24 protein-coding genes and 1 pseudogene are annotated in these 25269 nt (G+C 57.8%); 13 read left to right on the forward strand and 12 right to left on the reverse strand.

What is annotated here, in order from left to right:
- Positions 1 to 116: 116 nt before the first annotated feature.
- Positions 117 to 1049, reverse strand: a complete 933-nt coding sequence (locus CPH17_RS07895; protein ID WP_074397240.1) for a LysR family transcriptional regulator — start codon at positions 1047 to 1049, stop codon at positions 117 to 119.
- 140 nt (positions 1050 to 1189) lie between these two features.
- On the opposite strand from CPH17_RS07895, the gene CPH17_RS07900 reads away from it, so the two are divergent.
- On the forward strand, positions 1190 to 1582 hold the full coding sequence (locus tag CPH17_RS07900; protein WP_074397241.1) for a RidA family protein: 393 nt from the start codon (positions 1190 to 1192) through the stop codon (positions 1580 to 1582).
- A 14-nt stretch (positions 1583 to 1596) separates the two neighbouring features.
- Here CPH17_RS07900 and CPH17_RS07905 read toward each other — a convergent pair whose 3' ends face one another.
- Positions 1597 to 2529 (reverse strand): AraC family transcriptional regulator, encoded by a 933-nt coding sequence (locus CPH17_RS07905; protein WP_074397242.1) that lies wholly within the window; start codon positions 2527 to 2529, stop codon positions 1597 to 1599.
- 205 nt (positions 2530 to 2734) lie between these two features.
- Between CPH17_RS07905 and CPH17_RS07910 the strand changes: the two genes are divergently transcribed.
- Positions 2735 to 3478 carry an SDR family oxidoreductase gene (locus CPH17_RS07910; RefSeq protein WP_074397243.1) on the forward strand — a complete coding sequence of 248 codons (744 nt, stop codon included), beginning with the start codon at positions 2735 to 2737 and terminating at the stop codon, positions 3476 to 3478.
- A 38-nt stretch (positions 3479 to 3516) separates the two neighbouring features.
- Here CPH17_RS07910 and CPH17_RS07915 read toward each other — a convergent pair whose 3' ends face one another.
- On the reverse strand, positions 3517 to 4515 hold the full coding sequence (locus tag CPH17_RS07915; protein WP_172898692.1) for an MBL fold metallo-hydrolase: 999 nt from the start codon (positions 4513 to 4515) through the stop codon (positions 3517 to 3519).
- Between the two features lie 107 nt (positions 4516 to 4622).
- Here CPH17_RS07915 and CPH17_RS07920 point away from each other — a divergent pair, with 107 nt between their 5' ends.
- Positions 4623 to 5585 (forward strand): LysR family transcriptional regulator, encoded by a 963-nt coding sequence (locus tag CPH17_RS07920; RefSeq protein WP_074397244.1) that lies wholly within the window; start codon positions 4623 to 4625, stop codon positions 5583 to 5585.
- Here the strand turns inward: CPH17_RS07920 and CPH17_RS07925 are convergent.
- The 3 genes from CPH17_RS07925 to CPH17_RS07935 are packed head-to-tail and all read right to left on the reverse strand — an operon-like array spanning position 5582 to position 10384.
- Positions 5582 to 6139, reverse strand: a complete 558-nt coding sequence (locus CPH17_RS07925) for a sugar O-acetyltransferase (protein ID WP_074397245.1) — start codon at positions 6137 to 6139, stop codon at positions 5582 to 5584. The two genes, CPH17_RS07920 and CPH17_RS07925, sit on opposite strands and share 4 nt — an antisense overlap.
- A gap of 28 nt (positions 6140 to 6167) precedes the next feature.
- Entirely contained in the window at positions 6168 to 9230 is a 3063-nt protein-coding gene (locus CPH17_RS07930) for an efflux RND transporter permease subunit (protein WP_096298935.1), read from the reverse strand.
- A complete protein-coding gene (locus tag CPH17_RS07935) occupies positions 9227 to 10384 on the reverse strand; it encodes an efflux RND transporter periplasmic adaptor subunit (protein WP_231896459.1) in 1158 nt (385 codons plus the stop codon). Before CPH17_RS07935 ends, CPH17_RS07930 begins: the two co-directional genes overlap by 4 nt.
- 211 nt (positions 10385 to 10595) lie before the next feature.
- On the opposite strand from CPH17_RS07935, the gene CPH17_RS07940 reads away from it, so the two are divergent.
- Genes CPH17_RS07940 through CPH17_RS07955 form a run of 4 tightly spaced genes read left to right on the forward strand, consistent with a single transcriptional unit; the run spans position 10596 to position 13937 of the window.
- Positions 10596 to 11411: a MipA/OmpV family protein gene (locus CPH17_RS07940; RefSeq protein WP_074397248.1), complete on the forward strand. Its 816-nt coding sequence runs from the start codon at positions 10596 to 10598 to the stop codon at positions 11409 to 11411.
- Positions 11411 to 12097, forward strand: a complete 687-nt coding sequence (locus CPH17_RS07945; protein ID WP_074397249.1) for a response regulator transcription factor — start codon at positions 11411 to 11413, stop codon at positions 12095 to 12097. The genes CPH17_RS07940 and CPH17_RS07945 overlap by 1 nt, the downstream gene beginning before the upstream one ends.
- Positions 12066 to 13469: an ATP-binding protein gene (locus CPH17_RS07950; protein WP_074397250.1), complete on the forward strand. Its 1404-nt coding sequence runs from the start codon at positions 12066 to 12068 to the stop codon at positions 13467 to 13469. Before CPH17_RS07945 ends, CPH17_RS07950 begins: the two co-directional genes overlap by 32 nt.
- Before the next feature lie 42 nt (positions 13470 to 13511).
- A complete protein-coding gene (locus CPH17_RS07955) occupies positions 13512 to 13937 on the forward strand; it encodes a Rid family hydrolase (RefSeq protein ID WP_074397251.1) in 426 nt (141 codons plus the stop codon).
- A 35-nt stretch (positions 13938 to 13972) separates the two neighbouring features.
- Here CPH17_RS07955 and CPH17_RS07960 read toward each other — a convergent pair whose 3' ends face one another.
- Positions 13973 to 14866 carry a LysR family transcriptional regulator gene (locus tag CPH17_RS07960; RefSeq protein ID WP_074397252.1) on the reverse strand — a complete coding sequence of 298 codons (894 nt, stop codon included), beginning with the start codon at positions 14864 to 14866 and terminating at the stop codon, positions 13973 to 13975.
- Positions 14867 to 14976: 110 nt separating this feature from the next.
- Between CPH17_RS07960 and CPH17_RS07965 the strand changes: the two genes are divergently transcribed.
- The 4 genes from CPH17_RS07965 (at position 14977) to CPH17_RS07980 (ending at position 18197) form a co-directional block, all read left to right on the forward strand.
- Positions 14977 to 15810 carry an SDR family oxidoreductase gene (locus tag CPH17_RS07965; RefSeq protein WP_074397253.1) on the forward strand — a complete coding sequence of 278 codons (834 nt, stop codon included), beginning with the start codon at positions 14977 to 14979 and terminating at the stop codon, positions 15808 to 15810.
- An 83-nt stretch (positions 15811 to 15893) separates the two neighbouring features.
- Complete coding sequence (locus tag CPH17_RS07970; protein ID WP_074397254.1) at positions 15894 to 16421, forward strand: TetR/AcrR family transcriptional regulator; 528 nt, start codon at positions 15894 to 15896, stop codon at positions 16419 to 16421.
- Positions 16418 to 17554, forward strand: a complete 1137-nt coding sequence (locus tag CPH17_RS07975; RefSeq protein WP_074397255.1) for an MFS transporter — start codon at positions 16418 to 16420, stop codon at positions 17552 to 17554. Before CPH17_RS07970 ends, CPH17_RS07975 begins: the two co-directional genes overlap by 4 nt.
- Before the next feature lie 109 nt (positions 17555 to 17663).
- Positions 17664 to 18197 carry a hypothetical protein gene (locus CPH17_RS07980; protein WP_074397256.1) on the forward strand — a complete coding sequence of 178 codons (534 nt, stop codon included), beginning with the start codon at positions 17664 to 17666 and terminating at the stop codon, positions 18195 to 18197.
- A 147-nt stretch (positions 18198 to 18344) separates the two neighbouring features.
- Here CPH17_RS07980 and CPH17_RS07985 read toward each other — a convergent pair whose 3' ends face one another.
- Entirely contained in the window at positions 18345 to 20483 is a 2139-nt protein-coding gene (locus tag CPH17_RS07985) for a TonB-dependent siderophore receptor (protein ID WP_096298937.1), read from the reverse strand.
- A gap of 213 nt (positions 20484 to 20696) precedes the next feature.
- Here CPH17_RS07985 and CPH17_RS07990 point away from each other — a divergent pair, with 213 nt between their 5' ends.
- Entirely contained in the window at positions 20697 to 21206 is a 510-nt protein-coding gene (locus tag CPH17_RS07990; RefSeq protein ID WP_096298939.1) for a cupin domain-containing protein, read from the forward strand.
- 76 nt (positions 21207 to 21282) lie between these two features.
- Complete coding sequence (locus tag CPH17_RS07995) at positions 21283 to 21579, forward strand: DUF1330 domain-containing protein (RefSeq protein WP_096298941.1); 297 nt, start codon at positions 21283 to 21285, stop codon at positions 21577 to 21579.
- 210 nt (positions 21580 to 21789) lie between these two features.
- Here CPH17_RS07995 and CPH17_RS20235 read toward each other — a convergent pair whose 3' ends face one another.
- From CPH17_RS20235 to CPH17_RS08015, 4 genes and pseudogenes are all read right to left on the reverse strand, one after another.
- On the reverse strand, positions 21790 to 22041 hold the full coding sequence (locus tag CPH17_RS20235) for a hypothetical protein (protein WP_231898098.1): 252 nt from the start codon (positions 22039 to 22041) through the stop codon (positions 21790 to 21792).
- Positions 22025 to 22282 (reverse strand): annotated as a pseudogene (locus CPH17_RS08005) (transposase); the annotation flags it as partial. The gene CPH17_RS20235 and the pseudogene CPH17_RS08005, both read right to left, overlap by 17 nt.
- Positions 22282 to 23796 (reverse strand): MFS transporter, encoded by a 1515-nt coding sequence (locus tag CPH17_RS08010; protein ID WP_096298943.1) that lies wholly within the window; start codon positions 23794 to 23796, stop codon positions 22282 to 22284. The pseudogene CPH17_RS08005 and the gene CPH17_RS08010, both read right to left, overlap by 1 nt.
- 34 nt (positions 23797 to 23830) lie before the next feature.
- Positions 23831 to 25267, reverse strand: a complete 1437-nt coding sequence (locus tag CPH17_RS08015) for an efflux transporter outer membrane subunit (protein WP_074397261.1) — start codon at positions 25265 to 25267, stop codon at positions 23831 to 23833.
- Positions 25268 to 25269 lie beyond the last annotated feature (2 nt).

Raw genomic sequence — 25269 nt, forward strand, 5'->3', positions numbered from 1 at the left:
CTTTACGCCATTAAGATCAATGAAGACCACTCCCGGCGAGCTTGAAACCAAGCATACGTAATCAAGCGACTTCACTGCGGCAACATATCAACCGCTGCCCCTGGAAGACGTAAATTTCAGCGTTTATAGCCAATCCGATCATCGACAGGCATATTCTGAGCCATCAACTCGACGACCCAGTCAATGAACACACGCAGCTTGGCGCTGACGTGGCGATTGGGTGGAAAAGCGACGTACATCGGCATGGGTTCCAACTGCCAATCATCAAATAGTCGTACCAGCTCGCCGCTGGCTACGTGCTCCCTGGCCATGTAATCCGGCAGCCAAATGACGCCGAGCCCCGTCAGGGCCGCTGCAAGCCCCGCATTCCCGTCATCGACCGAGATCATACTGCGCCCCTGCACGGTGACACGCTCTTCGTTGCGGTGCAGGGCGTAAGGAAAGGCCAAGCCCGCGCGCGCCCATCTGAAACCGACAATGGCGTGCGGTGGGAGTGACAGCGCCTGCGGATGCGAAGGAACGCCGGCCTTTTCCAGATAGCTGGGCGCGGCGAAAACCCCAAGCGTCAGATCGCCCACGCGACGCGCCACCAAGGATAAATCGGTAAGCTCTCCACCGCGGATCACACAGTCCACGCCTTCATTGATGAGATCCACCCTGCGATCACTCACGCCCAAGTCGAGTTGAATATCGGGATACTGAGCGTGGAACGCGGGCAGGGCCGGAATCAGGATCATGCGTGCAAACGGGCTGGGGACGTCCACCCGGAGCCGCCCGCGGGGCAATATTGAGGCGTTGGACAGGCTGGTTTCGGCATCATCCATATCGGCCAGAAGCTTGATGACGCGCTCGTAGTAGGCCGCACCGTCCGCCGTGACGTTCACCTTGCGCGTGGTGCGGTTGAGCAGTTTGACACGTAGCCGGGCCTCTAGCTGTTGCACGAGTTGCGTCACGCTTGTCTTGCTCATGTGAAGTGTTTCGGCGGCCTTGGTAAAGCTGCCCGTCTCCACGACCCGGGCAAAGGCCTGCATTGCGTTAAAACGATCCATGGTTGCGCCAAACACCTCGTGATTGTTTGCAAACTACAAACAATGTTGAACAGAATCCGCCGTTTATCCACCACCAATGCAGGCTTACAGTGAATCCATCGTAAACAAAGGTCGGCTTCGACCTACTGATGGAGATTCATATGGCTAAGCGTGACGTCGTTTTCCCCTCGGGCCGCCAGGCGCTCTATGACCAGAACACCTATTCCGCTGCCATCCGCTCGGGTGACTTTTTGTTTGTGTCGGGCCAGGTCGGCAGCCGTGAGGACGGCTCACCCGAGCCGGACTTCGCCGCTCAAGTGCAGCTTGCCTTCGACAATCTAGAGCGTGTCCTGGCAGCAGCGGGGGCAAGCTTCGATGATATCGTCGATGTGACGAGTTTTCATACCGACCCGGAAGCCCAATTCCCTATCTGGCTGGAAGCCAAGGCGCGCGCGTTTCCAGAAAAACCCTACCCGAACTGGACAGCGGTCGGCGTTACCTGGCTGGCGGGGTTTGACTTTGAAATCAAGGTGATCGCTAAACTTCCCAAGTAATCACGCCACACCTCTCAAGCGCCAATACGTTGCGACGTTGCGGCGCTTCTGTTGGCAACCTTGACAGTTTTCTGCAAGCGCAGCGCGTCGCGTTTCGGCGGCGCCTTGAAAAGGCGACCGTATTCGCGGGTGAACTGGGAGACGCTCTCGTACCCCACCTCGAAGGCAGCATTGCTTGCGGTAACCCCTTCATCCAGCATTAGTCGGCGCGCTTCGATCAAACGCAGCCGCTGCTGGTATTGGCCCGGTGTTAGGGACGTCATGTACTTGAAGTGCTTATGAAACGAGCTAAGGCTCATGCCTGCTTCTGCGGCCAACTTCTCCACCGGCACGCGTGACGTGTAGTTAGCCCTGAGCATCTCGATAGCAGCCGCAAGGCGGCTTGCGTAGCTATCCGGATCAGCGATCTCGCGCAAGGCAGTGCCATGAGGTCCCGAGAGCAGCCAATAATGCAGCTCCTGCATGATACCGGGGCGTAGAAGCGGTTCGGACTCGGGACGATCCAGCAGTTTCATTAGCCGCGATGCGCAGTCAATCACCTCGGCGTCGGTGTCTACGGCGAACAGCGTCTGCATTTTCGATGCGCGCTGGGCGGGGGCACTGCCCATGTGCGCGGTAAGCTCGCGCAAGATTCGTCTATCCAGGTCAATCGCAACGGCCAGATAGGGCTCACTCTGGCTGGCTTGGACAATCCGCCCGACGACCGGCATATCCGCGCTCACAATCGCCGACTCCCCTCCAGCGACCACGCGGGTCTGGTGCCCGACCGTCATCCGCTTTGCCCCCTGTAACACCAGGCAAACCATCGGCTTGTAGACCGATTGCAAATCACCGGCGGGGGTTTCGACGCACATCATGCTAAGCCCCGGCACTGGGGATAACACCAAGCCATCGTGAGTGGCGTGGTGCTTGGCATAGGTTTGAACCGCCTGTTTGAGTGAGTTCATAGGCATTCCTCAAGCATCTCATCTCAACGTTAGCATGGCTGAGAGAGGGTTTCTCGACGCCTGCAGGATCAGGCAAGTTTTGCGCAAGGCTTGGCAAGACCCGCCCTCACCGGATAGTTAACACTAGGATGACTCAGCCATGGTCGCAGACGCCTCAATGGCACTGAGTCCTACCGAATTATTCCGTTAGATGGAGGGTTTAAAAGTGAACACATCAGGCAATACCATGCTCATCACCGGCGGTGGTTCCGGCATTGGTCGTGAACTTGCACAACGCTTCAACGCACTGGGTAACACGGTGATCGTCGCAGGCCGGCACATGGAAACGCTGGAGGAAACCATTGCCAGTAAGCAAAATATGCACGCGATGGTCGTCGATGTCGAGGACCCAAAAGCCATTACTGCCTTTGCCGAGCGCGTCGTCGCCGAACACCCCGACCTCAACGTGCTGATCAACAACGCAGGCATCATGCGCCGCGAGGACTTGACCAGCACCCGTGACCTAGCTGATGCCGAACAAACAGTCGTCACCAATCTGCTCGGCCCGATCCGGCTGACCAACGCCCTGACCAACCACCTGGTCAATCAACCAGACGCCGCCATCGTGAACGTTTCGTCTGGCTTGGCGTTTGTGCCGTTAAGCGGCACGCCTACCTACAACGCCACCAAGGCAGCCATTCACTCCTATACGATTTCGCTCCGCCAGCAGCTCAAGGGCAAGGTCGAGCTTATCGAACTGGCGCCTCCCGCGGTGCAGACGGAGCTGACACCTGGCCAGTCGACTCGCGAAGGTTATATGCCGCTCAACGACTATATCGACGAGGTCATGACGTTGTTCCAAGAAAAGCCCACGCCCAAGGAAATTCTGGTGGAAAACGTCAACTTCCTTCGCTGGGCGGAGCGTGACGGCCACTTTGATGAAGCGGTCGAGATGCTCAGCAAGATGTGAACGGCACGGCTTCATACCGACTGACGGGCTCCGCCGGATCAAAACTGCCAATTGGCTGGAACCCAGGCATAGCCGGTGTCGGTCTTGAGCATTCGGCCAAGCCCCGGGAAGGGAAAGTGGAAGCCGAGTACGGGTAGCCGGTCTGCCGCGGCCATATCGAAGATCCGGCGGCGGGAGGCCAACGCCTCTTCCTTGTCACGGTCCGGCCCGGGCACCCATGAGTGATCAATATTGACGATGGGATGATAGGCCAGGTCGGCGGTCAGCAATAGCTGATCATTTCCAGAGTGGACAAGGAAGTTCGCCATGCCGGGGGTGTGGCCCAATGCCGGAAGCGTGGTCAAGCCGGGAACGATTTCTGTGCCGGCTTCGTACAATTCGATATCGTTAGCGACCGGCTCAAGGCTCTGGCGGATCGCGGCGGCGAAATTGCGACGAAAATCCTCGGGTACCGGCATGTAGGAAAGGTCTGGATCGTTAGCGATGAAAAAGTCCCAATCGGCACGAGGCGCAAACACGGTTGCCCGCGGAAATGCCTTGCCCCCATCGGCCGTTCGCAGGTTGCCGACATGATCCGGGTGCGTGTGCGAGATAACCACAGTGTCGATATCCTCGGGCCGTAAACCAATAGCGGCCAGATTATCGAAAATGCGCCCGCCCAGCGGCCCCATGGTCTGCCCGGCGCCGGCTTCGAGAAGAATTCGCCGGCCATTCGTTTCAATAAGAAGTGTGTTGAGATACAGCGTCATGTGGTCGGTCGGCAGGAAGGCTTGCCTCAGCACCTCCTCCAGTTCTGCCTCAGGCGCATCGCTGGCGTAAACCTGCGGTGGGCCGCCTATCAGCCCGTCGCTCAACACCGTGGCAGAGATGTCGCCAACGCGAAAACGATAATAGCCGACATTGCCATCCGCATTGATACTCTGGGCCGTGGAAGCCGACTGTGCAAAGGCGATGCTGACGGTCGGCAAGATCATGCCCGCCGTTACCGACGCCGCTGTCAATATCACCTGCCGACGATTCACTGTGATTCCGCTCATGTTGTTCACCCCGTTCGAGTCTCTGGTTGCAGGAGTCGTACTTGGTTTCAGCGCCATGCAAGACCAGGGATAGCTAAAACCGAGTCCTTGCGACGCGCTTTTAAAGGATGACCCAGAACGGGCTTGCAGATAAGCTAACCAAAACGGATCAGCTTATTAAGCAGGGCTTTGCAATGCGCCAACTACGCCTTGATAGCTTAGAGATATTTGAAGATGTGGTGCGCTGCGGTGGCTTTAGAGCCGCCGCACTTGGCAGGGGTGTGTCATCGTCCGCTATTAGCCAGTCGATCAGCGCACTTGAGGAAGCGCTGAACATCCGGCTTTTAAACCGAACGACACGCAGCGTCGCGCCCACTGAAGCAGGCGAGCAGCTGCTTGAAAGGCTCAGGCCCGCTCTTCACGATATCAGGACAGCGATCGACGACCTCAATCAACTGCGAGAACGCCCATCTGGCAGCGTGCGGATCAATGCCCCAGGGCCGGCGGCCGACCACGTGCTGTGCCCGCTGGCCTTTGAATTCATGAAAATGTATCCCGATATCAACGTTGAGATCGTAAGCGACGCGGCGATCGTCGATATTGTGGAACAGGGCTTCGATGCGGGTGTTCGCTTTGGTAAGCAGCTCGCTCAGGACATGATCGCCCTGCCCTTGGGCCCCTCCTTGCGCTATGCGATCGTGGCTTCGCCCGATTATCTTCGCGAGCATGGCCGCCCCGACGCACCGCGCGATCTCTTGCAGCATGACTGTATTCGCCGCCGTTTCCCAGGCGGCACCATGGTGACGTGGACCTTCGAGAAGGACGGTGACGAAGTCGAGATCACGCCGCAAGGCCGGTTGACGCTGAGTTCAGCACACCAAGAACGCCAGGCAGCGATGGCGGGCTCGGGCATCGCGCATCTGTTTGAGGATTATGTCCGCGCCGATCTCGAACAGGGCAACGTGATTGAATTGCTCAGTGACTGGAAGAAGACGCTGCCGAGTTGGTATCTGTATTATCCGAACAGGCGGCATACCAGCGCGGCCATGCGGGCCTTTCTCGACTATATCCGCCATAACCGCGGCCCTTAAACGTCGATCGTTTTAATAACCTTGGCGGGATTACCGCCTACTACAACATTATCAGGCACATCCTTAATAACGACGGCCCCCGACGCTATAACCACGTTATTGCCTACGCTAACGCCTGGGTTAATGATGGCACCGCCGCCAATCCAGACGTTATTTCCAAACCTAATCGGCTTTGCGTACTCTTTACCCGTATTACGCTCATGCGGATCAAGGGGATGGGTGGCCGTATAAATCTGCACATTGGGCCCCAGCATACAGTTATCGCCAAAGCGGATTTCACAAACATCCAGCAGCGTGCAGTCGAAGTTGGCAAAGAAGTTTTCACCGACATGAATATTATATCCATAGTCCAGGCGAATATTTGGCTCTACATAAAGACACTTCCCCGTAGAACCAAATAAATCTTTTAACGCTTTCAAGCGCTGAGCGTCGGTTTCCAGCACTTGATTGTATTGCCTCACTTTGCGTCTTGTTTCTTCATGCTCTTTTCGCAATACCGGATCAGCAGGATTGTAGAGCTCTCCTGCCAGCATCTTGTCTTTTTCTGATCGCATTAGTTGCCTTCCTTGACAGAACCCCAGGTTATTCAAGCCCAGCCGTTTTTGTCTCGCTCCGGTTCGGCGTCAAGCGTCGCAGCCCGCTCACAATATCATCGACGCTACTGTAGACAACCGGAATCACCAGCAGGCTTAAAAGCGTCGAGGTGATCAACCCGCCAATGACCACAAAGGCCATGGGGGCCCGGAAGCTGGGATCGCCCGCCCACCCCAAGGCGATCGGCATCATGCCCGCCCCCATGGCGATCGTCGTCATCACGATGGGCCGGACACGCTTCTTGCAGGCATCAAGAGTAGCGTCCAAGCGTTCTAACCCATGCGCCCGACGGGCGATGATGATGTAGTCCACCAGCAGGATCGAGTTCTTGGTGGCAATCCCCATCAGCATAATCAATCCGATCATGGCAGGCAGCGACACGGGCGTCTGCGTGAGGAACAACGCCAGGAAAGCCCCGGGGATGGAGAGTACCAGTGCCACCAGAATGGTGATCGGCTGCATGAAATCCTTGAGCAGCAGCACCAGCACCATATAGATACACAACACGCCGGTCAGCATGGCAATCCCGAAGCTTGAGGCAAGCTCCTCCATTTCCTCTGCATCGCCTTCTGCTGCCTGAAACACGCCGCGCGGCAACTGACGTAAACTGGGCAGTGCCTGCACGGCCTGTTCGATTTCTCCCAAAGGCTGCCCTTGCAGGCTTACCTCGAAATTGACGTTGCGCAGACGATTATGCCGGGTGATTTCCGAAGGGCCACTGCTCCACTCAAAAGAGGCCACGCTCTCGAGTGGCACCATCCCATTAGCACCCGGGACAGGCAGTCGTTTAAGGGTCGCCATATCCTCCCGAGCCGCATCCGCCAGTCGGATCATCACTGGCACTTGGCGTGAGCTTAGGTTCAGCTTAGGCAGATCCTCGTCGTCATCTCCCACGGTCGCGATGCGCAGCGTATCGGCAATAGCTTGTGCAGAGACCCCAAGGTCGGCGGCGCGAGCAAAATCAGGGCGTACAATAAGTTCAGGCCTAACAAGGCTGGCCGTCGAACTCACCGCGCCGATGCCGGGAATGGAACGCATCTCCCGCTCGACTTGGCGGGCATGCTGTTCAAGTACCCGGCTATCCTCACCGGCGAGGACTAACTCATAGCCATCCCCCTCGTCGCCTACGCGAGTTCGCACGCCGGGAAGCGTGGCGAGTGCAGCGCGCAACTGCTGCTCTATGTCTTGCTGCGTAACGCCCGAGCGGGTTGCGCGATCCGCCAAACCAACGGTCAGCTCAACCGAGGTCACACCGCTGTCACTGCTGCCGGAGTCCTCACCGACGGCCGCGAAGACGCTGACGACATGGCGTTGCGTCACCAGTCGTGAGCGTGCCTGCTCGGCAAGCGCCTCCGCTTCAGACAAGGTACTGCCGGGCGGCAAGGTGAGCGTTGCCTGCGTTTGGGAATTATCATCCGGGGGTATGAAGGTACCCGGCAGGGTCGAGGCCAGCCAGATACCTCCTGCAAAGCAGGCCGTCGCCGCGATAATCGTTGTCTTACGGTGGTGCAGGCACCCGTTAGCAACAATCAAGTAGTAGCTAATCCACGCTGGATCGCGCGGGGGATGCTGGGGTTTACGTAGAAGATACGCAGCCAGCATGGGCGTCAGCAGGCGCGCCACCAACAGCGAAAACAGCACCGCTACCGAGGCCGTCCAACCGAACTGAACGAAGAATTTCCCGACGGTGCCGCTCATGAAGGCCGTGGGCAGAAAAACGGCAATCAACGTGAAGGTCGTGGCAACCACGGCCAAGCCGATTTCTGCCGCCGCATCCATGGCGGCCCGGCGCGGGGGCTTGCCCATTAGCAGATGCCGCTCGATATTCTCAATCTCGACGATGGCATCGTCCACCAGCACCCCGATCACCAGCGAGAGCGCCAGCAACGTCACCACATTGAGTGAGAAGCCCATCAGTTGCATGAAAGCGAAGGTGGGGATGATCGACAGCGGAAGCGTAACCGCCGCAATCAGTGTGGCACGCCAATTGCGCAGGAAGCAGAACACCACCACCACCGCCAGCGCCATGCCCTCGAATAACATCTGCATGGAGCCCTGGTAGTTCTCCACCACCTCCCCAACGAAATTGAAGGCTTCTTCGATCTCTATATGGGGATATTGCGCCTGCAATTCCGCGAGCGCAGACTGCACGCCCTCGGCCACATCCACCTCGCCGTATCCCTCGGCACGGGTCATCTCGAAGCCGACCACGGGCGCCCCATCCATCAATGCAATCGAACGCCGCTCGGCCACGGTATCGGTAACCGTCGCCACTTCATCAAGTCGAATGCGCCGACCGTCACTGAGCGCCAGCTCCATCGTCGCAAGCTCGGCGGCGGATTCAGCATTGGCGATGATGCGCACGGCCTGTTCGGCGCCGCCGACATCCACACGGCCACCGGGCGCCTCCAACTGCGCTTGGCGCAGCTGGCGGGAGATATCCAGCGCTGTCGTGTTTAACGCCAGCAGGCGATCCGGATCCAATGCCACGCGGACTTCGCGATCGACCCCACCGATGCGCCGAACCGAACCAACACCGGGCACCGCCAAGACGGCCTTGGTCATTTTGTCATCGACGAACCAGGAGATGGCCTCATCGTCTAGATCGGAGGAAGTCACCGTGTAGCGTACAATCGGCTCACTGGAAAACTCACCCTTCTGAATCACTGGATCACGCAGGTCGGCGGGTAGATCCGAGCGGATGCGAGCAACAGCGTCGCGCACATCATCAATAGCCTCTTGCACGGACTTTTCCAGCCGGAATTCGATAGCGATATCGGCATTACCATCCGTCTGCGTTGTAGAGATATTTTTGACGCCGGAGACGGTAGCGATGGAGTCCTCGATCTTGCGAGCAACCTCGTTCTCCATTAAGGCGGGGGCCGCACCGGGCAACGAGGCGGAGACCTCCACGAGGGGCAGCTGTACATCCGGCAAGTCCTGAATAAACAAGCCTCGGAAGGAGATGAGCCCCCAGAAGGTCAATAGAATAAAGAGCAGGATCACCGGAATAGGATTGCGAATCGCCCAGGATGAGGCATTAAGCGTCATACCCCCTCCTCCTCAACGTCGGTATCGTTCGTTTGGGGTGAATGAGCCGGCTCTCCTTCAATCACCCGAACCTGGTCACCATTGCCCAGAAAAGCACCGCCCGAGGCGACCACCTTGGCATCGGGCTCAAGACCGTCGCGAATTTCGATGCGATCATCCGTTTGCTGGCCAAGGGCAACTTTCTGCTCCGTTATCTGGCCTTCATCGCTGACGCGATGGACATAGCCAAAGCCATCGCGTCGTTGCACCGCAGCTCGGGGTAGCGTCATTACTTGGCGGCTGCCCAGTTCAAACTCTCCCCGCGCAAACATTCCCGCCCGAGCGACGTCGCTTGCTGGAAGATCGACGTAGACCAGGCCATTTCGGGTAGCGGCATCGACTAGCGGCGCAATTGTGCGCAAACGCCCGTCGAGTTCGTAGCCACCTGATAGGGTGACTCTGGCAGTCTGACCGGGCCGCAGCTTGTTCAGATCAGAAGCGGCGACTTCGGCCCGCCATTCCAGCCGACCGTTGCGCGTCAATCGGAACAATTCCTGATCGGCGCCGGTAACAGCGCCTACAGTGGCCGTGCGGGAGGTAATCAAACCGTCGTCTGGGACGACCACCTCCGTCTGAGCCAAGCGTATCGCTTGAGCTTCATTCTCTGCTTGTGCAACCTCTAGCCGCGCTCGTGCGGTCAGTTCGGCGGTTTCGTATTGCTGGATCTGCTGTTCTGAAAGCGACCCGGTGGTTTTCAAACCCCGGCCACGCTGGGCGTTTGCCGTGGCTTCCGCAAGCGTTGCTTCGGCTTCCGCCACGGCGGCGCGGCTTCTTGCAAGCTCTGCGCGCACCGTCCTGTCGTTATAAACGGCCAGCACCTGCCCTTCTGTGACCTCATCACCCACGTCTACCTTGACGTCGACCAGCCGCAGGCCGCTTATTTCGCTGCCGACACTGATCTCCTGCCACGCGGCAATATCACCATTGGCTTCAATCGTCGTCGGAAGCGTCTGAGATTTTAAGGTCGTCACATTGACCGATAGTGAGGGCTGCGCCGTGGGTTCGTCAGTTGTATCGCTTTCTGACGAGACAGCCTGTATACACGCCAGCGCGGCAACGCTGGCGGTCACGACAAGCATAATGCCGAGATACATTTTTCTGGTCGGAGGTGACATAATTCAGGCCTGTTCCAAATGGTTCAGTTCGTTGATGAAAAACGACATCAAGCATTTCTGTTGAACCACTATCGGCCTGTCTTCCTTTCTCATTTCTTACTGAGGTAACTTTTTAAAAAAATTGGGATCAGTAAGAAACCCGTAAGATAGCGCTCCTGATGATGGCACTTCCATAACGCTCTCACTTACACACAATGCTAGGAGTGCAACCATGAATTCTCATCAGTCGCTATTGCTGAACGGCCGCCTCACCACTATAAGATTGGCGACAACCGCATTTATCGGTGGTCTTGTTATTGCCTCTCCGTTGGCGTTCGCTGACGAAGAGAATTCAGACGGAACCACCTGGGGATTGGGCGTAGGCGCAATAAGCGAGCAGGAACCCTATGCCGGTATCGATCGGGATAACAGCGCCCTTCCCCTACTCCAGGTCGAGAACCGGTACTTTAGTCTCTTCGGCCCGGAAATCGAATTCAAACTGCCGAGTCTCATAATCAGCGACTCGCAACAGCTCAATTTCGGTATCGTCGCCGAGTACGATGAAAGCGGCTACGAAGAAGGCGACGCCCCGATTCTCAACGGCATGAGTGAACGCGAGGGCGGCTTCTGGGCGGGGGCAAAGGTGGAGTGGAAAAGCGATATCGTTGATGTCGGCGCTGAATGGCTCTCCGACGTCTCCGGCAACAGCGACGGGCAGCGCTTCGATCTTGGCCTGGAGAGAACGTGGGAATTCGGCGAACATGTAATGCTAACCCCACATTTGGGGGCGTCCTGGCAGGACGACAAGAACGTCGATTACTATTTCGGCGTTCGCGATAATGAGGTTCGCTTCGATCGCCCTGCCTATTCAGGGGAATCGGCTATCAATATCGAGGCGGGGGTGCGCGGCGTGTACCAGTTTGACGAGCATCACTCTGTGCTAATAGGTGTTGAGGTCACAAGTCTGGCGGACGAAATCAAAGATAGTCCGCTGGTGGATCGTTCGACCCAAAATGCCGTATTAGCTGGCTATCTTTATACATTCTGATGAGCCGCATACTGCTGATCGAGGACCACGACCGGCTGGCTCATTTAATGTGCAATGGGTTGGTAGCCGCTGGTATCGCCGTTGATATGGTCGACCGCATCGATTCGGCTTGGGTAGCTATCCAGCAGATGCCCTATCAGGCGCTGGTGCTTGATCGTGGCTTGCCAGATGGGGACGGACTGCTATTGCTGAAGAAGCTGCGCAACGCGGGGCTCAGCGTTCCCTGCCTGGTGTTGACGGCCCGCGATGCGCTGCATGACCGGCTAGAAGGTCTTGAATCCGGTGCCGATGACTACCTGCCCAAGCCATTTGCCATGGACGAGATGGTGGCACGGGTTAAGGCCTTGCTACGCCGCCCGGTGGAGTTCCACCCCATCGATACCAGTCATGGCGACCTGAGACTGCATACGGAAAGCGGCGTTCTGTTCAGCGGTAACGAGAGTATTACCCTTGCCTCGGCGGAGCTGCACATTATGCAGTTGTTGTTATACAAGCACGATGAGGTGGTCCGGCGCAGTGCGCTGGAAGCGGCGGCCTGGGGGTTAAGCGAGGCAGTGACGCCGAATGCCCTGGATGTGGCGCTGCACCGCTTACGCCGCAAGCTGCTTGCCATCGGTTCGCGCCAGCGAATCGCCAACGTCAGAGGGATGGGGTATGCGCTTCGTCAAGCGGATGACGCTAAATAGCCTGAGGCTGAAAGTGCTGCTGGCCTATTTGGCGGGTATGGTGCTGAGTATCACACTGCTGGTAATTGCCGCAGCTGTGATGCTTCAGAGTGATCTACTGCCTCGTATGGATCTGGCCGACGCGGCCGAGGGGATGGCGAACAATATCGAGTTCGACAGTCGTGGCCGGCCCGTCGGTTTCGACGCCAGCATGAACGACCGCGCTTGGCTATACGAAGGCCCACAACGCGAGACGGCGTACCGAATTCTGGATGATGCCGGGAACGTAGCGGTGGCCTCGAGTGCCGGAGAAGCTTTCTGGCCAGCCGACGGCGAGGTTCTACGTTTGGCGCGTGGCACCTTTTCCTTTGAGTATGATGACAGAACTTTCTACGGTGCCACGGAGCCCTTTGAGCATGGTGGAAGAACGTGGTATCTGCAGTTCGTCGCCAGTTCAAGATTCGTTGATGTTCTCTATCTCGTAGCCTTTCCACTGGTGGTAGCGGGCGTACTGGTGTTTGGCTTTGTCATGTTCGTTGCCTTCGGTCTATGCGCCTACATTACCTTGCGCTTAACCCTCAAGCCGCTGCGCGATGTTTCCAAATCGGCGGCGGCTATCTCGCCGCACTCTATCGATGCCCGGCTCGATACGGAAGCGGTACCTGTGGAAATTGCGCCCCTGGTGGATAGTTTCAATCACGCCCTGGCGCGCCTTGAGCGGGGTTATCGTCTCCAGCAGGAGTTTCTCGCCCATGCAGCGCACGAGTTAAAAACACCACTGGCCTTGATTCGTGCACAGATTGAATTGATCGCGGATGGTAAGAATGATCGCGAGGCGCTATTGAGCGATGTCGAGTACATGACGCGGCAGGTGCAACAACTGCTACTGCTGGCCGAAGCGAGCGAGGCGCACAACTACCAGTTTAGCGTTGTTCGGATGCAGGACATCGCCCACGAAACTTCCACCTACTTGCAACGTATGGCGGAGTCCACCGACGTGCATTTAACCGTTCTCGCCGCTAATGATGGGGTGACATGGAAGGCTGATCGTGGGGCATGCTTCACCTTGCTCAAAAACTTGCTGGAGAACGCTATCCAGCATGCTCCCAAGCAGAGCCTCGTCAGCATTGAGATCCAGGAAAACAGTATAACCGTGCGAGACCGGGGGCCTGGCGTCGCGCCAGAACAGCTGCCTCTGCTGTTCTCTCGTTTCTGGCGAGGTGCGCATCGACGCGACCACGGCGCCGGTTTGGGGCTGGCGATCTGCCAGGAGATTGCCATGGCGCACGGTTGGGAGCTCTCGGCCCACAACGCCCACCCTGGGTTGATTATGGCGCTAAACAGAGAATACGGGACCAGTGAAAGCGGTAAGCAGGGCATCGCACGCAATTGATCAAGGGATCGTCATAACCAAACGTTTACCAACGAGGTGGTCATGCAAATTTTAAGACGTAAGCCCCTAAACCCGTCTAATCTGCCCGATACCCTGGCCGAAGGCCATAGCCAAGCCGTGTTGGTACAGGGAGGCAACTGGGTGCTGATGTCCAGCCAAGTGGGGGTGGATTCGTCGGGCGAGCTGGCGGGTCCCGAGCTTGCCGAGCAGACCGATGCGGCGCTGGACAATGTTGAACAGTTGCTAACAGGCCTCGGTGGCGATCTTTCGCGAGTGGTAATGTTGAGAATTTACCTGGCCGAATCCGCGCGTTACGACCAGCACGTGGTGATGGAAGCGTTGAAGCACCGCTTCCCCGTCGCGCCGCCGGCGGCTACTTGGCTGATTGTGTACGGCCTTGCCGAGCCGGAATGGCTGGTTGCCTTCGAGGCCGAGGCGGTACTGCCAGCATTCACCGAGAATGGCTAAGCGCTTATCACGTCACGACCATGCGCAAACGCACACTAGCCCCGCAGCTCTCGCAATAGATCAATAAAAGCCCGCAGGCTCGGTGGAACATGCCGGTTATTCGGGTAGTAAAGACACAGCCCTGGAATGGGCGGGCACCACGCTTCCAGCACGGTCATCAGCCTCCCATCGCGCAAATAGGCATGTGCATAGGACTCTGGCACGTAGGCAATCCCCAACCCATCCGCCGCAGCCTCCACCATCAGTTGGCTACTGTCCAAGGTCAACGCGCCAGGCACGTCTACCGCCACGTCCTGGCCGTTTTGCTGAAACTCCCAGCGGTAGAGTTTACCGCTCGGCAGCCGTTGCCTTATGCACTGGTGAGTGGCCAGGTCGTCCGGGCTCTTTGGTGCCGCCCGGCCACGTAGATAGTCAGGGGAGGCAACGGCAAGAAAACGCAGCTCATTACCCACAGGGATGGCGATCATATCCTGAGGAACCGCCTCTCTCAGCCTGACACCCGCATCAAACCCCTGCTCGACAATATCCACCAGCCGCCCCTCGGCCACGAGATCAAGCTCGACGCCCTCATGAAGGGCGAGAAAACGCGGCACCACGGTTTGCAGTAACAGCCGAATGGCCCCTTCGCTGCCGTTGATACGCAGCCGACCCGTAATTTTCCCCTCGGCGCTGGACGCATCCTCCAGAATCGACTCCAAGTCGCTCAATAGCGGGCTCAGCCGCTGGAGCAGGCGCTCGCCGCTCTCGGTCAGCGAGACGCTGCGTGTGGTTCGGTGCAGTAGCCGGGTGCCCAACCGTTGTTCAAGCGTGCGCAGGGTATGGCTGAGTGAAGAGCGGCTGACGCCCATCAGGTCGGCTGCGCGGCGAAAGCTGCGGTGTTCCGCCACGGCCTGAAACGCCTTGAGGTCGGTTAGCGTTGACTTGCCCATTGGTGAATTACTTTCACCTCTTCGTGCCAATTGATGAGTATTCTCTTACCAGTATTACTGCCCTAGCCTTTGTCTTGCAACACTTGATGAATGACTTAGGAGTTAATCTCATGGCTAAAACCTGGCTTATCACAGGCACTTCCACCGGCCTTGGCCGCCTGCTCACTGAACGGCTGCTAGAACGCGGCGACCACGTTATAGCAACGCTACGCCGTAAGGGGGCGCTGGACGACTTGCTCGCCTTGCACGGTGATCGTTTGCAGATACTAACCTTCGACGTGACGGATACACAGACGATGAGAGATGCCGTTTCGCAAGCGTTCACGACGTTCGGTCGAATCGATGTGGTCGTCAGCAATGCGGGGTATGGACTCTTTGGCGCTGCCGAGGAAGCCAGCGATGAACAGATTGAGCGGCAAATCGCGACTAACCTCACAGGCTCCATACAGTTCATTCGCGCTGTACTGCCCCATTTACGCGAACAAGGGGGTGGCCGCATCGTTCAGGTATCGTCAGAGGGCGGCCAGATCGCCTATCCAAGCTTCAGCCTATATCACGCCACGAAGTGGGGCATCGAGGGGTTCGTCGAATCCGTGGCGAAGGAGGTCGCGCCTTTTGGTATTGATTTCGTTATCGCCGAGCCGGGTCCCACTGCCACCCACTTTGCTGAAGGGCTGGATCGCACACTCACGACGCCAATCTATGAAGATACCCCCGCAGGCGAGCTGCGTAGGGCACTGGCGTCAGGTGACTTAGCCATTAAGGGCGATGCAGGCAACACCGTTGATGCCATGATTAATATAACCGACATGCCGAACCCACCGCTGCGAATTACGTTAGGCAGCACGGCCTATGACTCCATTCGCCATGCGCTAAAAGCGCGGCTTGAGTCGCTTGAAACGTACAAGGAGGTAGCGCTATCTGCCGACAGGAAGGAGGTTTAAGGCCACCTGTCGCAACAGCTGGTTTATCGCCTCGCAGAGAATGATCATTGATGATGTAAAATGATCGTTTTACACTACTAAGCATGGATACCAAGACAAAGCTTATTTCAGCAGCAGAGCAGCTTTTCGACCGGCACGGCTTTACCGCCACTGGGATGGACAAGCTCACTAAGGCAGCCAGCATGTCGAGCCGAACGCTCTACAAACATGCGGGCAGTAAAACATCGCTAATCACGAACGTGCTCAACGAGCGCCACCGGCGCTTCCACCAGCTCATGGACGTGGATAGCGTCGACGCGTTGTTTGACGCGCTGGAGGAATGGATACGGATCGAGAGTGCGAGAGGATGCCTTTTCCTACGCGCTTACGGTGAAACCGGGGGTGACACGCCGGAAATCACCGAGGCCGTTTTGGTTCACAAAGCGAAGCTCTATGAAAAAATCCAGCACATTGTCGCGCTGGAGACCGGTGGCAAGGAGACGCCGGAACTCGCTGAACAGCTTCTTATCCTCTACGAAGGCGCCACCGCAGCCGCGATTTACCGTGGCCCGCAGGCGATAACCTCGGCTCGCAAAGCCGCATTATCACTTATCAAGCAGGCACGCTCATGAATCCGAGCTTATATCTTGGTGCGGCGGGGTTTGGCCTGATTGCGGTATGCTACGGCTTTGCCCGCTTTGCCTTTGGGCTCTTCCTACCCCAGATCGATACCGACCTTGCGCTATCGCCTACGTTAAGTGGCTTCATATCGGGTGGGTCTTTTCTGGGCTACTGCATTGCCATCATTCTATCGGCCTACCTGACCGAACGCATCGGTGCCCGCGCCGTCGCTGTTGGGGCGGCCCTGGTCGCAGCAGGGGGCATGGCAGGCATCGCCATGGCGCCCTCGCCACTGCTGCTCGCCAGCGCGGTGATGCTGGCAGGCTCAAGCACCGGGCTTGCCTCACCGCCCATGGCGGCAGCGGTGGCTACCGCTGTCCGGCCTGATCAACAAAGTACCACCAATACCATCATTAATGCGGGCACCAGTGCTGGCGTGGTGCTTTCCGGGCCCGTCGCGTTACTCATGGGAGGCCAATGGCGATTAGCCTTCGCGTGTTTTGCAGCGGCCGCTTTTGTGATGGCGGTGGCCACCGCGCTAAGCGTACCCAGCGGCACCAAAGCGACTCAGACCGCAGGCGGTTTGCCTCCCTTTGACCGCGCAATTGTCCGCTTGATTACAGCCTCTTTTCTGATGGGGGCGTCCAGCACCGCTATTTGGTCGTTCGGCGGCAAACTTGCCGCGCTGCAGTTAGGCTGGGGCAACACCGGCGCTGGGCTGCTCTGGATCGCCATCGGGGCAGCGGGTATTGCGGGAGCAGGCGCAGGAACATTGGTAGCGCGGTTCGGGATCGACCGCGTGCATTGGCTGTTCCTTGCCGCATTGGCGATAGGCATTGTGCTGGTCGGCAACAGCGCCACGACTCCCCTATTAACGCTCGGCGGCGGCATGCTTTTTGGCGCGGCGTATATCATGCTGACAGGCGTTTATCTGGTATGGGGCGTTACGGCACTACCCGACCGTCCTGCCACAGGCTTGATGGTCGGATTTTTGACCATCGCCATCGGCCAGACCGCTGGTGCCCCCATTTTCGGCTTTTTACTGGGGTGGCTGACACCCGACGTCGCCGTGTTGGTGTTTGCGTGCCTTGCCTTTACCGCCGGATTGGCGAGGGCTGGTACCGCTACGCTCAAGCCTGCGTAGAAAAATAAAGCCGATTTTTAGCCAACTGAGAAACGGCAACACCACCTTATCGAATTTCAGGCAACTATCGACTACGGTTATCTCACATCACTTGCCAAAGGAGCTGCACATGATCGAGACCAGGGAAGAACTCGACGCCATCAAAGCGTCATGCCAGTCGATGGTCACGAAGAGCTCAGGCCTTTCAGCCGGGGCGGCGATCATTCCCATTCCAGGCGTGGACCTCGGTTCGGACGTGGCTATATTGACCCGGTTAATTCCCAACATTAATCAAAAATTCGGCTTAACCCCTGAGCAAATCGAAAGCCTGGATACCGAATCCAAGCTCTTTGTCATGACCGCCATTTCCAATACCGGCAGCAAACTGGCGGGCAAATACATCACCAAGAAGCTGATCGTGGCGCTGCTACAGAAGATGGGCGTCAAGGTAGCCGCTAAAGGCGTGACAAAGTTCGTTCCTTTTATCGGTAGCGCTGTGGCAGGCAGTATTAGCTTCACTGCCATGAAGATGATGGGCAACCGTCATATCGAAGATTGTTATCAAATTGCCCTGGCGGCTCTGGAAAATGAGCGGCTAGAGCAAGACATTGTGCTTGAGCCAGAGCCACTCGTTGCTGATAATTTACCCACGAAAGCCAAGTAGCGGCCTGTATTGGCCCCTTCTATTGACCACCGTTGCCAAGGTGCCGGCTACCGCGTCTTTATCGTTGATGGCCTAACAGACGCCTAAAAAGCAACCCCCGCCTAAAAAGCGGGGGTTTTCAATTTTGCCAGGAGCCTTGATAGTGCCTTACCAGCGATAGCTGACTTTGGCCACGACTTCACGGCCCTGATTGTAAAAGTCAGCCGTACCGGAGCCCACCACGTGCTGCTCGTCAAGCAGGTTGCTGACGTTGACGGTAAGATCGGTGTCTTGATTAAGCTGATAGCTGAAAGACGCATCAAACAGCGTTGCCGCATCGCTCTTGGACGTATTGGCGGCATCAAAGTAGTAGGCATCCGTATAGCGGGCACCCAGGCCAACACTCATATCCTGATTTGGCAGCGTGTAATGGGTCCACAGCGAAGCCGTGTGTTTCGGAGCTTCGGTAAACTCATTGCCTTCAAGCGAGGTGCCATCCTGGAGCGTACCGCGCTGCACTTCCGACTCCATATAGGAATAGCCACCCGTCAGGCTCAGGTTATCGGTTAGCTCGGCCTTGGCTTCCAAATCCAGGCCGTGAACCTGAGATTCGCCAATGTTTTCGCGCTCGATAGTGCCGTTATCCTGCACAACCGCGATGGTGACATCGTCCTTGTTCAGCTCATAGACCGACGCTGAGAACAACGCATTCATGCCAAACGGCGCATATTTCACGCCAACCTCATACTGCTCGCCGCGTTCGGGCGTTACCCCCACCTCGGGTGGTGCGACCGATTCCACCATGCTGACATAGGTAGAAACTTCATCGGTGACACGGTAGGTCAATGCCCCCCGAACGGAGGTTTCCGAGAAGTCGTCGGAAGAAGTCGTGTCACTGAGCAAATCGGTGCTGGAAAGATCGAGAGCGTCGTTGCGTAGCCCACCCGTGACGATAAAGCGGTCAAAGAACGACAGGTTCTGTTGAACGAACACTGAACGGGTCTCGTAGTCCTGCTCCTCGCTGTTGTAAACCGTCAGGCTGCTTGGAGCACCGCTGTAAACCGGGTTCGAGATATCGATCGAGCTCCCCGGTGCGTAAACGGACGTCCCTTCACTTGAAGCATCGCGATACTCGACACCCGCCAGCGTACTACTGTCAACCTCACCGAATCGGGCATCGTATTGCAGGATGGCATTGCCGATCAGTTCCTGGGCTTCGCTGTCTGAACCGAGATAACCGCGGTTTACTACTGTGCCGACACGGTCAACACTGTCCGTCAAATAAACGTAACCATAGTCGTCGGTTAGATCGCTATAGCGCAGATTGCCACGCAGGGTTAGCCCGTTATCGAAATCATGAGTGAGATGGCCGGTCATGCTGCTTCGCTCAACATCGTGAAAGTTGTAATCGGGCTCACCGAAGAATTCGCTGCGACTGTATTCCCGGTCGAATGGATAACCGCCACTGTTGGGGGTACTGTCACGGCTCAGATGATCCAGCATCACTGTCGCTGTGGTGAATTCTGTCGGTTCCCAGGTCAAGCCGCCCATCAGGAACTCGTTATCATCTTCGGAATGATCGTATTCGCGATCACTATCCTGGATTTTGCCGGTGAAGCGATAGGCAAGCGTCTCGCTATCATTCAACGTGTCGCCTACATCTAGCCCAGCCTCTTTACGATCAAATGAGCCATAGGATAGATAGCCTTCTCCAAAACGCTCAAACTTTGGCCGTTTGCTCACGAAGTTTACCGAGCCGCCCGGGTCCGCGGGGCCAAACAAGGTAGAGTTGGCGCCCCGCAGCACTTCAACACGTTCATAGGCGTAGGGTTCCTCGCGAACACCGCGCATGGAGCCAAGCGTCAGCCCATCGCGGTAAGTAGTCGCCTGAAAGCCGCGGATCTTGAAATAATCGTTACGGTCATCAGTTGCGTAGTACTCGGTGATAACCCCTGGCGTATATTGAAGAACTTCCTCGGTGGTATTAGCGTCCCGCTGTTCAATCTCCTTTTCCGTAATGACCGACACAGAAGCGGGAGTATCGAGAATACTGGTCGCGACTTTGCCGCCCACCCACAGCTCTTGGGCCATTATCGAGTTTGCATCATCATCCGCGTAGGCCTGGGCGTTAACGATAATGGGGGAGAGACGATAATCCTCGTTACTGTCACTGCCGTCGGCTGTCTCTTGGGCACTCCCAATCATGGGAAGAGTCACCAGCGTCGTGCCGCACAAAATGGCGGTAGTGGTCTGCTGCCACCGTAATCGATTCGCATGGCATCGGACGCTGCTACTGCTATCAGTCATGTTAAAGATCCCTTGAAATGAATAAAACTGCCCTGCTCGCCTTGTGGTTTTGGTTTGAAAGACGCGGGGAGCATCAGAGCGGCTACCACGTATCAATAGTGGTAATGCCAATCATAATCATTAGTTTTAGCGGATTTCTATATTAGTGCAACGCCGGCCTATGCGCTAGCCTTTGCTAAATAACGACGTTCAACGCAGCATCAGGAGGCCTTGATGACTAACCCAGAACCCGAAACATTCCATTGCGACAGTGATGAAACGACCGGCTACCCCAACTCCCCACTGCCGGTACTGATCTACCGAGACGTTATCGACACACCTGATCCAGAGGCACGCGCCGCCACGTTCGAAGCCATGTTCAAGCGCCACGGCTGGCCGCCGTCCTGGCGCTACCATCTGTATGACTTTGACCACTTCCACTCCACCGCCCATGAGGTATTGGGCATTTTTCGGGGGCAGGCCCGTGCTCGGCTGGGCGGCCCCAACGGCCGCGAACTGATGCTTTGTGAAGGGGATGTACTGGTGCTGCCCGCAGGCGTTGGGCATGCCAGCCTGGAGGCGGACGATGACTTCTGTATGGTAGGCGCCTACCCACCAGGCCAAAAGCCGGAAATAGAGCGCGGCGACCCGGAACAGCTTGAAGCCGCGCTGAAACGGGTGGCAAACGTGGCGATGCCCGAAAGCGACCCGGTCGGCGGCTCACTAACATCGCTTTGGAGGTAAGACACTTAAACGGGCAGCACACTGCCCATAGAAGGTATGATTCCTAGCCAACACTTCACACCAACGAGGAGTCCCTATGCCCGCTTATGTGGTGATGATCAAAGAGCACACCCACGACAGCGACGAAATGGAGCGATACAGCGAAAAGGCCAAAGCCGCCCGCGAAGGCCACGACCCGGAACCCCTCGCGTTTTATGGTGATTTCAAAGTGCTCGAAGGCAGCGCCATGGAAGGGGCGGTGATTTTACGCTTCCCCGATATGGCCGCCGCCCGCGCCTGGTACCAAAGCCCGGCCTACCAGGAAGCCCGTCAGCACCGTTTTCAGGGGGCCGATTATCGAGTGTTTATCGTGGATGGGATTGAAGGCGCCTGAGTAACACACCATCGTCTATCAAGAGAGGACCGCATCATGATCGCGTCACGTGAAGACCTCGACGCCATCAAGCAGGCGTGCCATTCGATGGTCACGAGGAGTTCAGGCCTCTCTGCCGGGGCGGCGATCATTCCCATCCCCGGGGTGGATATTGGCTCAGATGTGGCCATCTTGATGCGGTTGATACCCAAAAGTAATGAAAAATTTGGCTTATCGCCTGAACAAATCGAAAGCCTGGATACCGAATCCAAGCTCTTTGTAATGACCGCCATCTCCAACACCGGCAGCAAGCTGGCCGGGAAATACATCACCAAAAAGCTCATCGTGACGGTGCTCAACAAGATGGGCATCAAGGTCGCCGCGAAAGGCGTGACGAAGTTCGTCCCGCTTATCGGCAGCGCCGTGACAGGCAGCATTAGCTTCACCGCCACGAAGGTGATGGGCAACTATCGTAGATGGCATCTTCGAGGGCCTCATCGGCAAGGGCATACCACTGTTGCAGGAAGTAAATCCGCAGCATGCACTCCAAGCCGGTTGGCGGCCGGCCCCGCTTGCCTGCCGAATTCGGAAAGTAGGACGGCGACAGTGCGTCGATCAGGTGTTGCCATGGCACCAGAGCATTCATCTGGGCCAGGAACCGCTCTCGGCGGGTGACCTTCGCCGAGGCTAAAACCGCATGGATGTGCCAGTGCCCGACCAACATCACCCATGAGCACCTCTCTTGCCTGGGTGGCTACCAAGCATCAGAAACACTGCCACAGACAGCAGGGCGATGAGCATTGCAGCGGCCGTCAACAGAATCGAATGCGTGGTAGAGAATGCCGCCTTCGCGGCCGTGATGAGCACGTCAGCCTGGGCTGCGTCGAGCCGTTGCGCCACGACGATGCTGTCGCTGATCGAGCGCGTAGCCTGTGCACCGAGGGCAGACTCCAAGTGTGGAGGCAGCACAATGGTTCTGGTGTACACGCTGGTCATGAAAACCCCGAACAAGGTAATGCCAAGCCCACTGCCCAATTCATAGCCGGTGGCTTCCAAAGCCCCCGCCGCTCCGCCCTTACTGGCATCCACGGCTCCCATGATAGCGATCGAGGATGCCGTCAGACCGATGCTGAGGGTCAGCCCCAGCACGACCAGCGCTGACGGTACTGGCCAGCCAGGCGCCTGCAGGTCGGCATGCGCCAGATAGGCCAAAGAGGCTGCCGCGAGCGCCATCGACATGCTGGCGACCAGCCGTAAGCCAAACCGGTTGGACAGATCGCCCGCAACGGGACCACCGACCGCAGCGGCCGCCATGATCGGTACCATGAAAACGCCCGCCTGCAACGGCGTCTTGTCCAGTACATACTGCAGCTCTTGCGCCAGCGTCAGCTCGACACCTGCCAAGGCGCCGGACGCTACTAGCGCCATCACCATGCCGGCGACGATGGCCGGATGACGAAATAGCGACAAATCCAGCATCGGCATCGCCGAACGCAACTGGATACGTGTAAACCAGGCCAGCATCGCCAAACCCAAGGAGAGCACCAACCCTACGCGCCACAGCGGCTGCCCCGCCCCCACCCCAGACTTGATGCCATAGACCACCGCGATGATACCAACAAGCAGGATCAGGGCCTGACCTAACGCCCATTTTCCTGGTGTCGTATCCTCGAGGCGTGGCAGCAGTGCATAGGCGACCGGTGCCACCACTAGCATGATGGGCACATTGATGAGGAACACCGAGCCCCACCAGTAATGTTCCAGCAAGACGCCGCCAATCAATGGGCCGACTGCCGCACCTGCGGCACCGACCGTTCCCCATAGGCCAAGCGCCATCGCGCGTTCGCGCTCGTCCTCGAAGGTCTTGCGGATGACGCCCAGAACACAGGGCATGATCATCGATCCTCCCATGGCAAGCAGCACTCGAGCACCGATCAACATGCTGGGTGTCGTCGAGAATGCCGCCAGTAGCGACGCCACCCCGAACACAACGAGACCGGTCAGCAGCACACGGCGCGTGCCGACGCGATCGGCCAACGTGCCCATCGGCACCAGCAGGCCCGCCATCAGCAACGGGTAGATGTCGATGATCCACAGCACCTCGGTGCCCGTGGCACCGAGCGCCGGCGTCAGCGAGGGCATGGCGATGTGCAGGATCGTCATGTCGATGACAACGGGCAAAAAAGCCAGCATTACGGCAAACAGGACCAGCCAACGTCTTGGGATAGCAAAAAGCATTAGACGGATGGTTCCTTGATGATGGTGGGGGCCACTATCGACGTCTCCCATCTGATGCGCCTGACGTCGCACTCTGTTCATCGCTCAGGCCGCCGCCAAGCGCCTTGTATAACGCCACCGCATTGCTGAATTCGTTGCGGCGCAAATCCAGCAGTGTCTGCCGTGACGCGTATAGCTGGCGTTGGGCATCCAGCCATTCGAGCCGACTTTCGACACCTGACCGGTAACGCAGATTGGATAGCTCAGCTCGCCGTTCGGCGCTTCCGACAACTCGCGCTTGTGCATCGATTTGACGGGCAAAGGTCTCTCGTCCCGCCAGCCCGTCGGCGACTTCCCGGAATGCGATCTGGATGGCACGTTCATACTCGACAACCGCACTCGACTTGCGCACTTCGGAGACTCGCAGCTCGGCACGCAACCGCCCATTCTGGAACAAGGGTTGAGTGATCTGCGGCGAGAAACTCCAGACACGATGCTGGCCATCGAACAGACCGCTCATGGCCGGGCTGGCATAGCCGAGCGATGCGGTCAGCGATATACGGGGGAAGAACGCCGCGCGGGCCGCGCCGATGTCGGCATTGGCTGCGACCATCAGTTGCTCCGCCTGCCGAATATCGGGTCGGCGAGTCAGCAGATCCGATGGCAGTCCTGCGGGCAGCTGCGTCATCACCGGCTGGCCTTCCAGTGGCATGGCTTCAGGCAGGTCGGCCGGCAGTTCCGCGCCGACCAGTAACCGGAGGGCGTTTCGAGCCTGCCTCACCGCGCGATTTCGGGCTTCCAGATCCGCCTCCGCCGTGGCCACCTGGCCTTCCGCCTGCACCACTTCCAGTTCACCGGTCTGCCGGGCCTGCCTGAGCAAGCGGGCCAGTTCCAGCGATTGCCGCCAATCCGCCAGCGTCCGTTCGGCAAGGTCGCGCTGTTCCAGGGCCAGTCGTTCAGTGAGATAGGCGTCAGCGACGGCCGCGACCAGCGAAATACGGGCCGCGCGACGCCCCTCCTCGCTGGCTAGATAGCGCGCCAGGGCAGCTTGCGACAGGGCCCGCACCCGGCCGAACAGGTCGACTTCGAATACGCTCAAGCCGACATTCACGCCTACCTGTTCAGTCACAATGGATGACTGAGCCGGCGTCGTTTCTCCATTGGCCGCAGTACGCTGGCGCGTGCCGCTGCCGGTAGCCTCAATGCTGGGCAAAACGGCAGCGTGCTGAATACGGTACCGGGCCTGTACGGACTCGACGTTCAGCGTCGCCAGGCGCAAATCCCGGTTATTGTGCAATGCCAGCTCGATCAGGCGCTGCAAGCGCGGATCTCGGAACATCGTGCGCCACCCGATATCGCTCGCTTGCACGGACGCGTTTTCAGATGATGCCACTGGAAAGGCGTCCGGCACGGGTGGCGCCGGTTCGATCAATTCCGGTGTCAGTGAGCATCCCGACAGAGCCAGCACGATGGGAAGAATCAAGCGCCGCATGG

Source organism: Halomonas sp. hl-4 (genome assembly GCF_900215475.1).
Classification (GTDB): Bacteria; Pseudomonadota; Gammaproteobacteria; order Pseudomonadales; family Halomonadaceae; genus Vreelandella.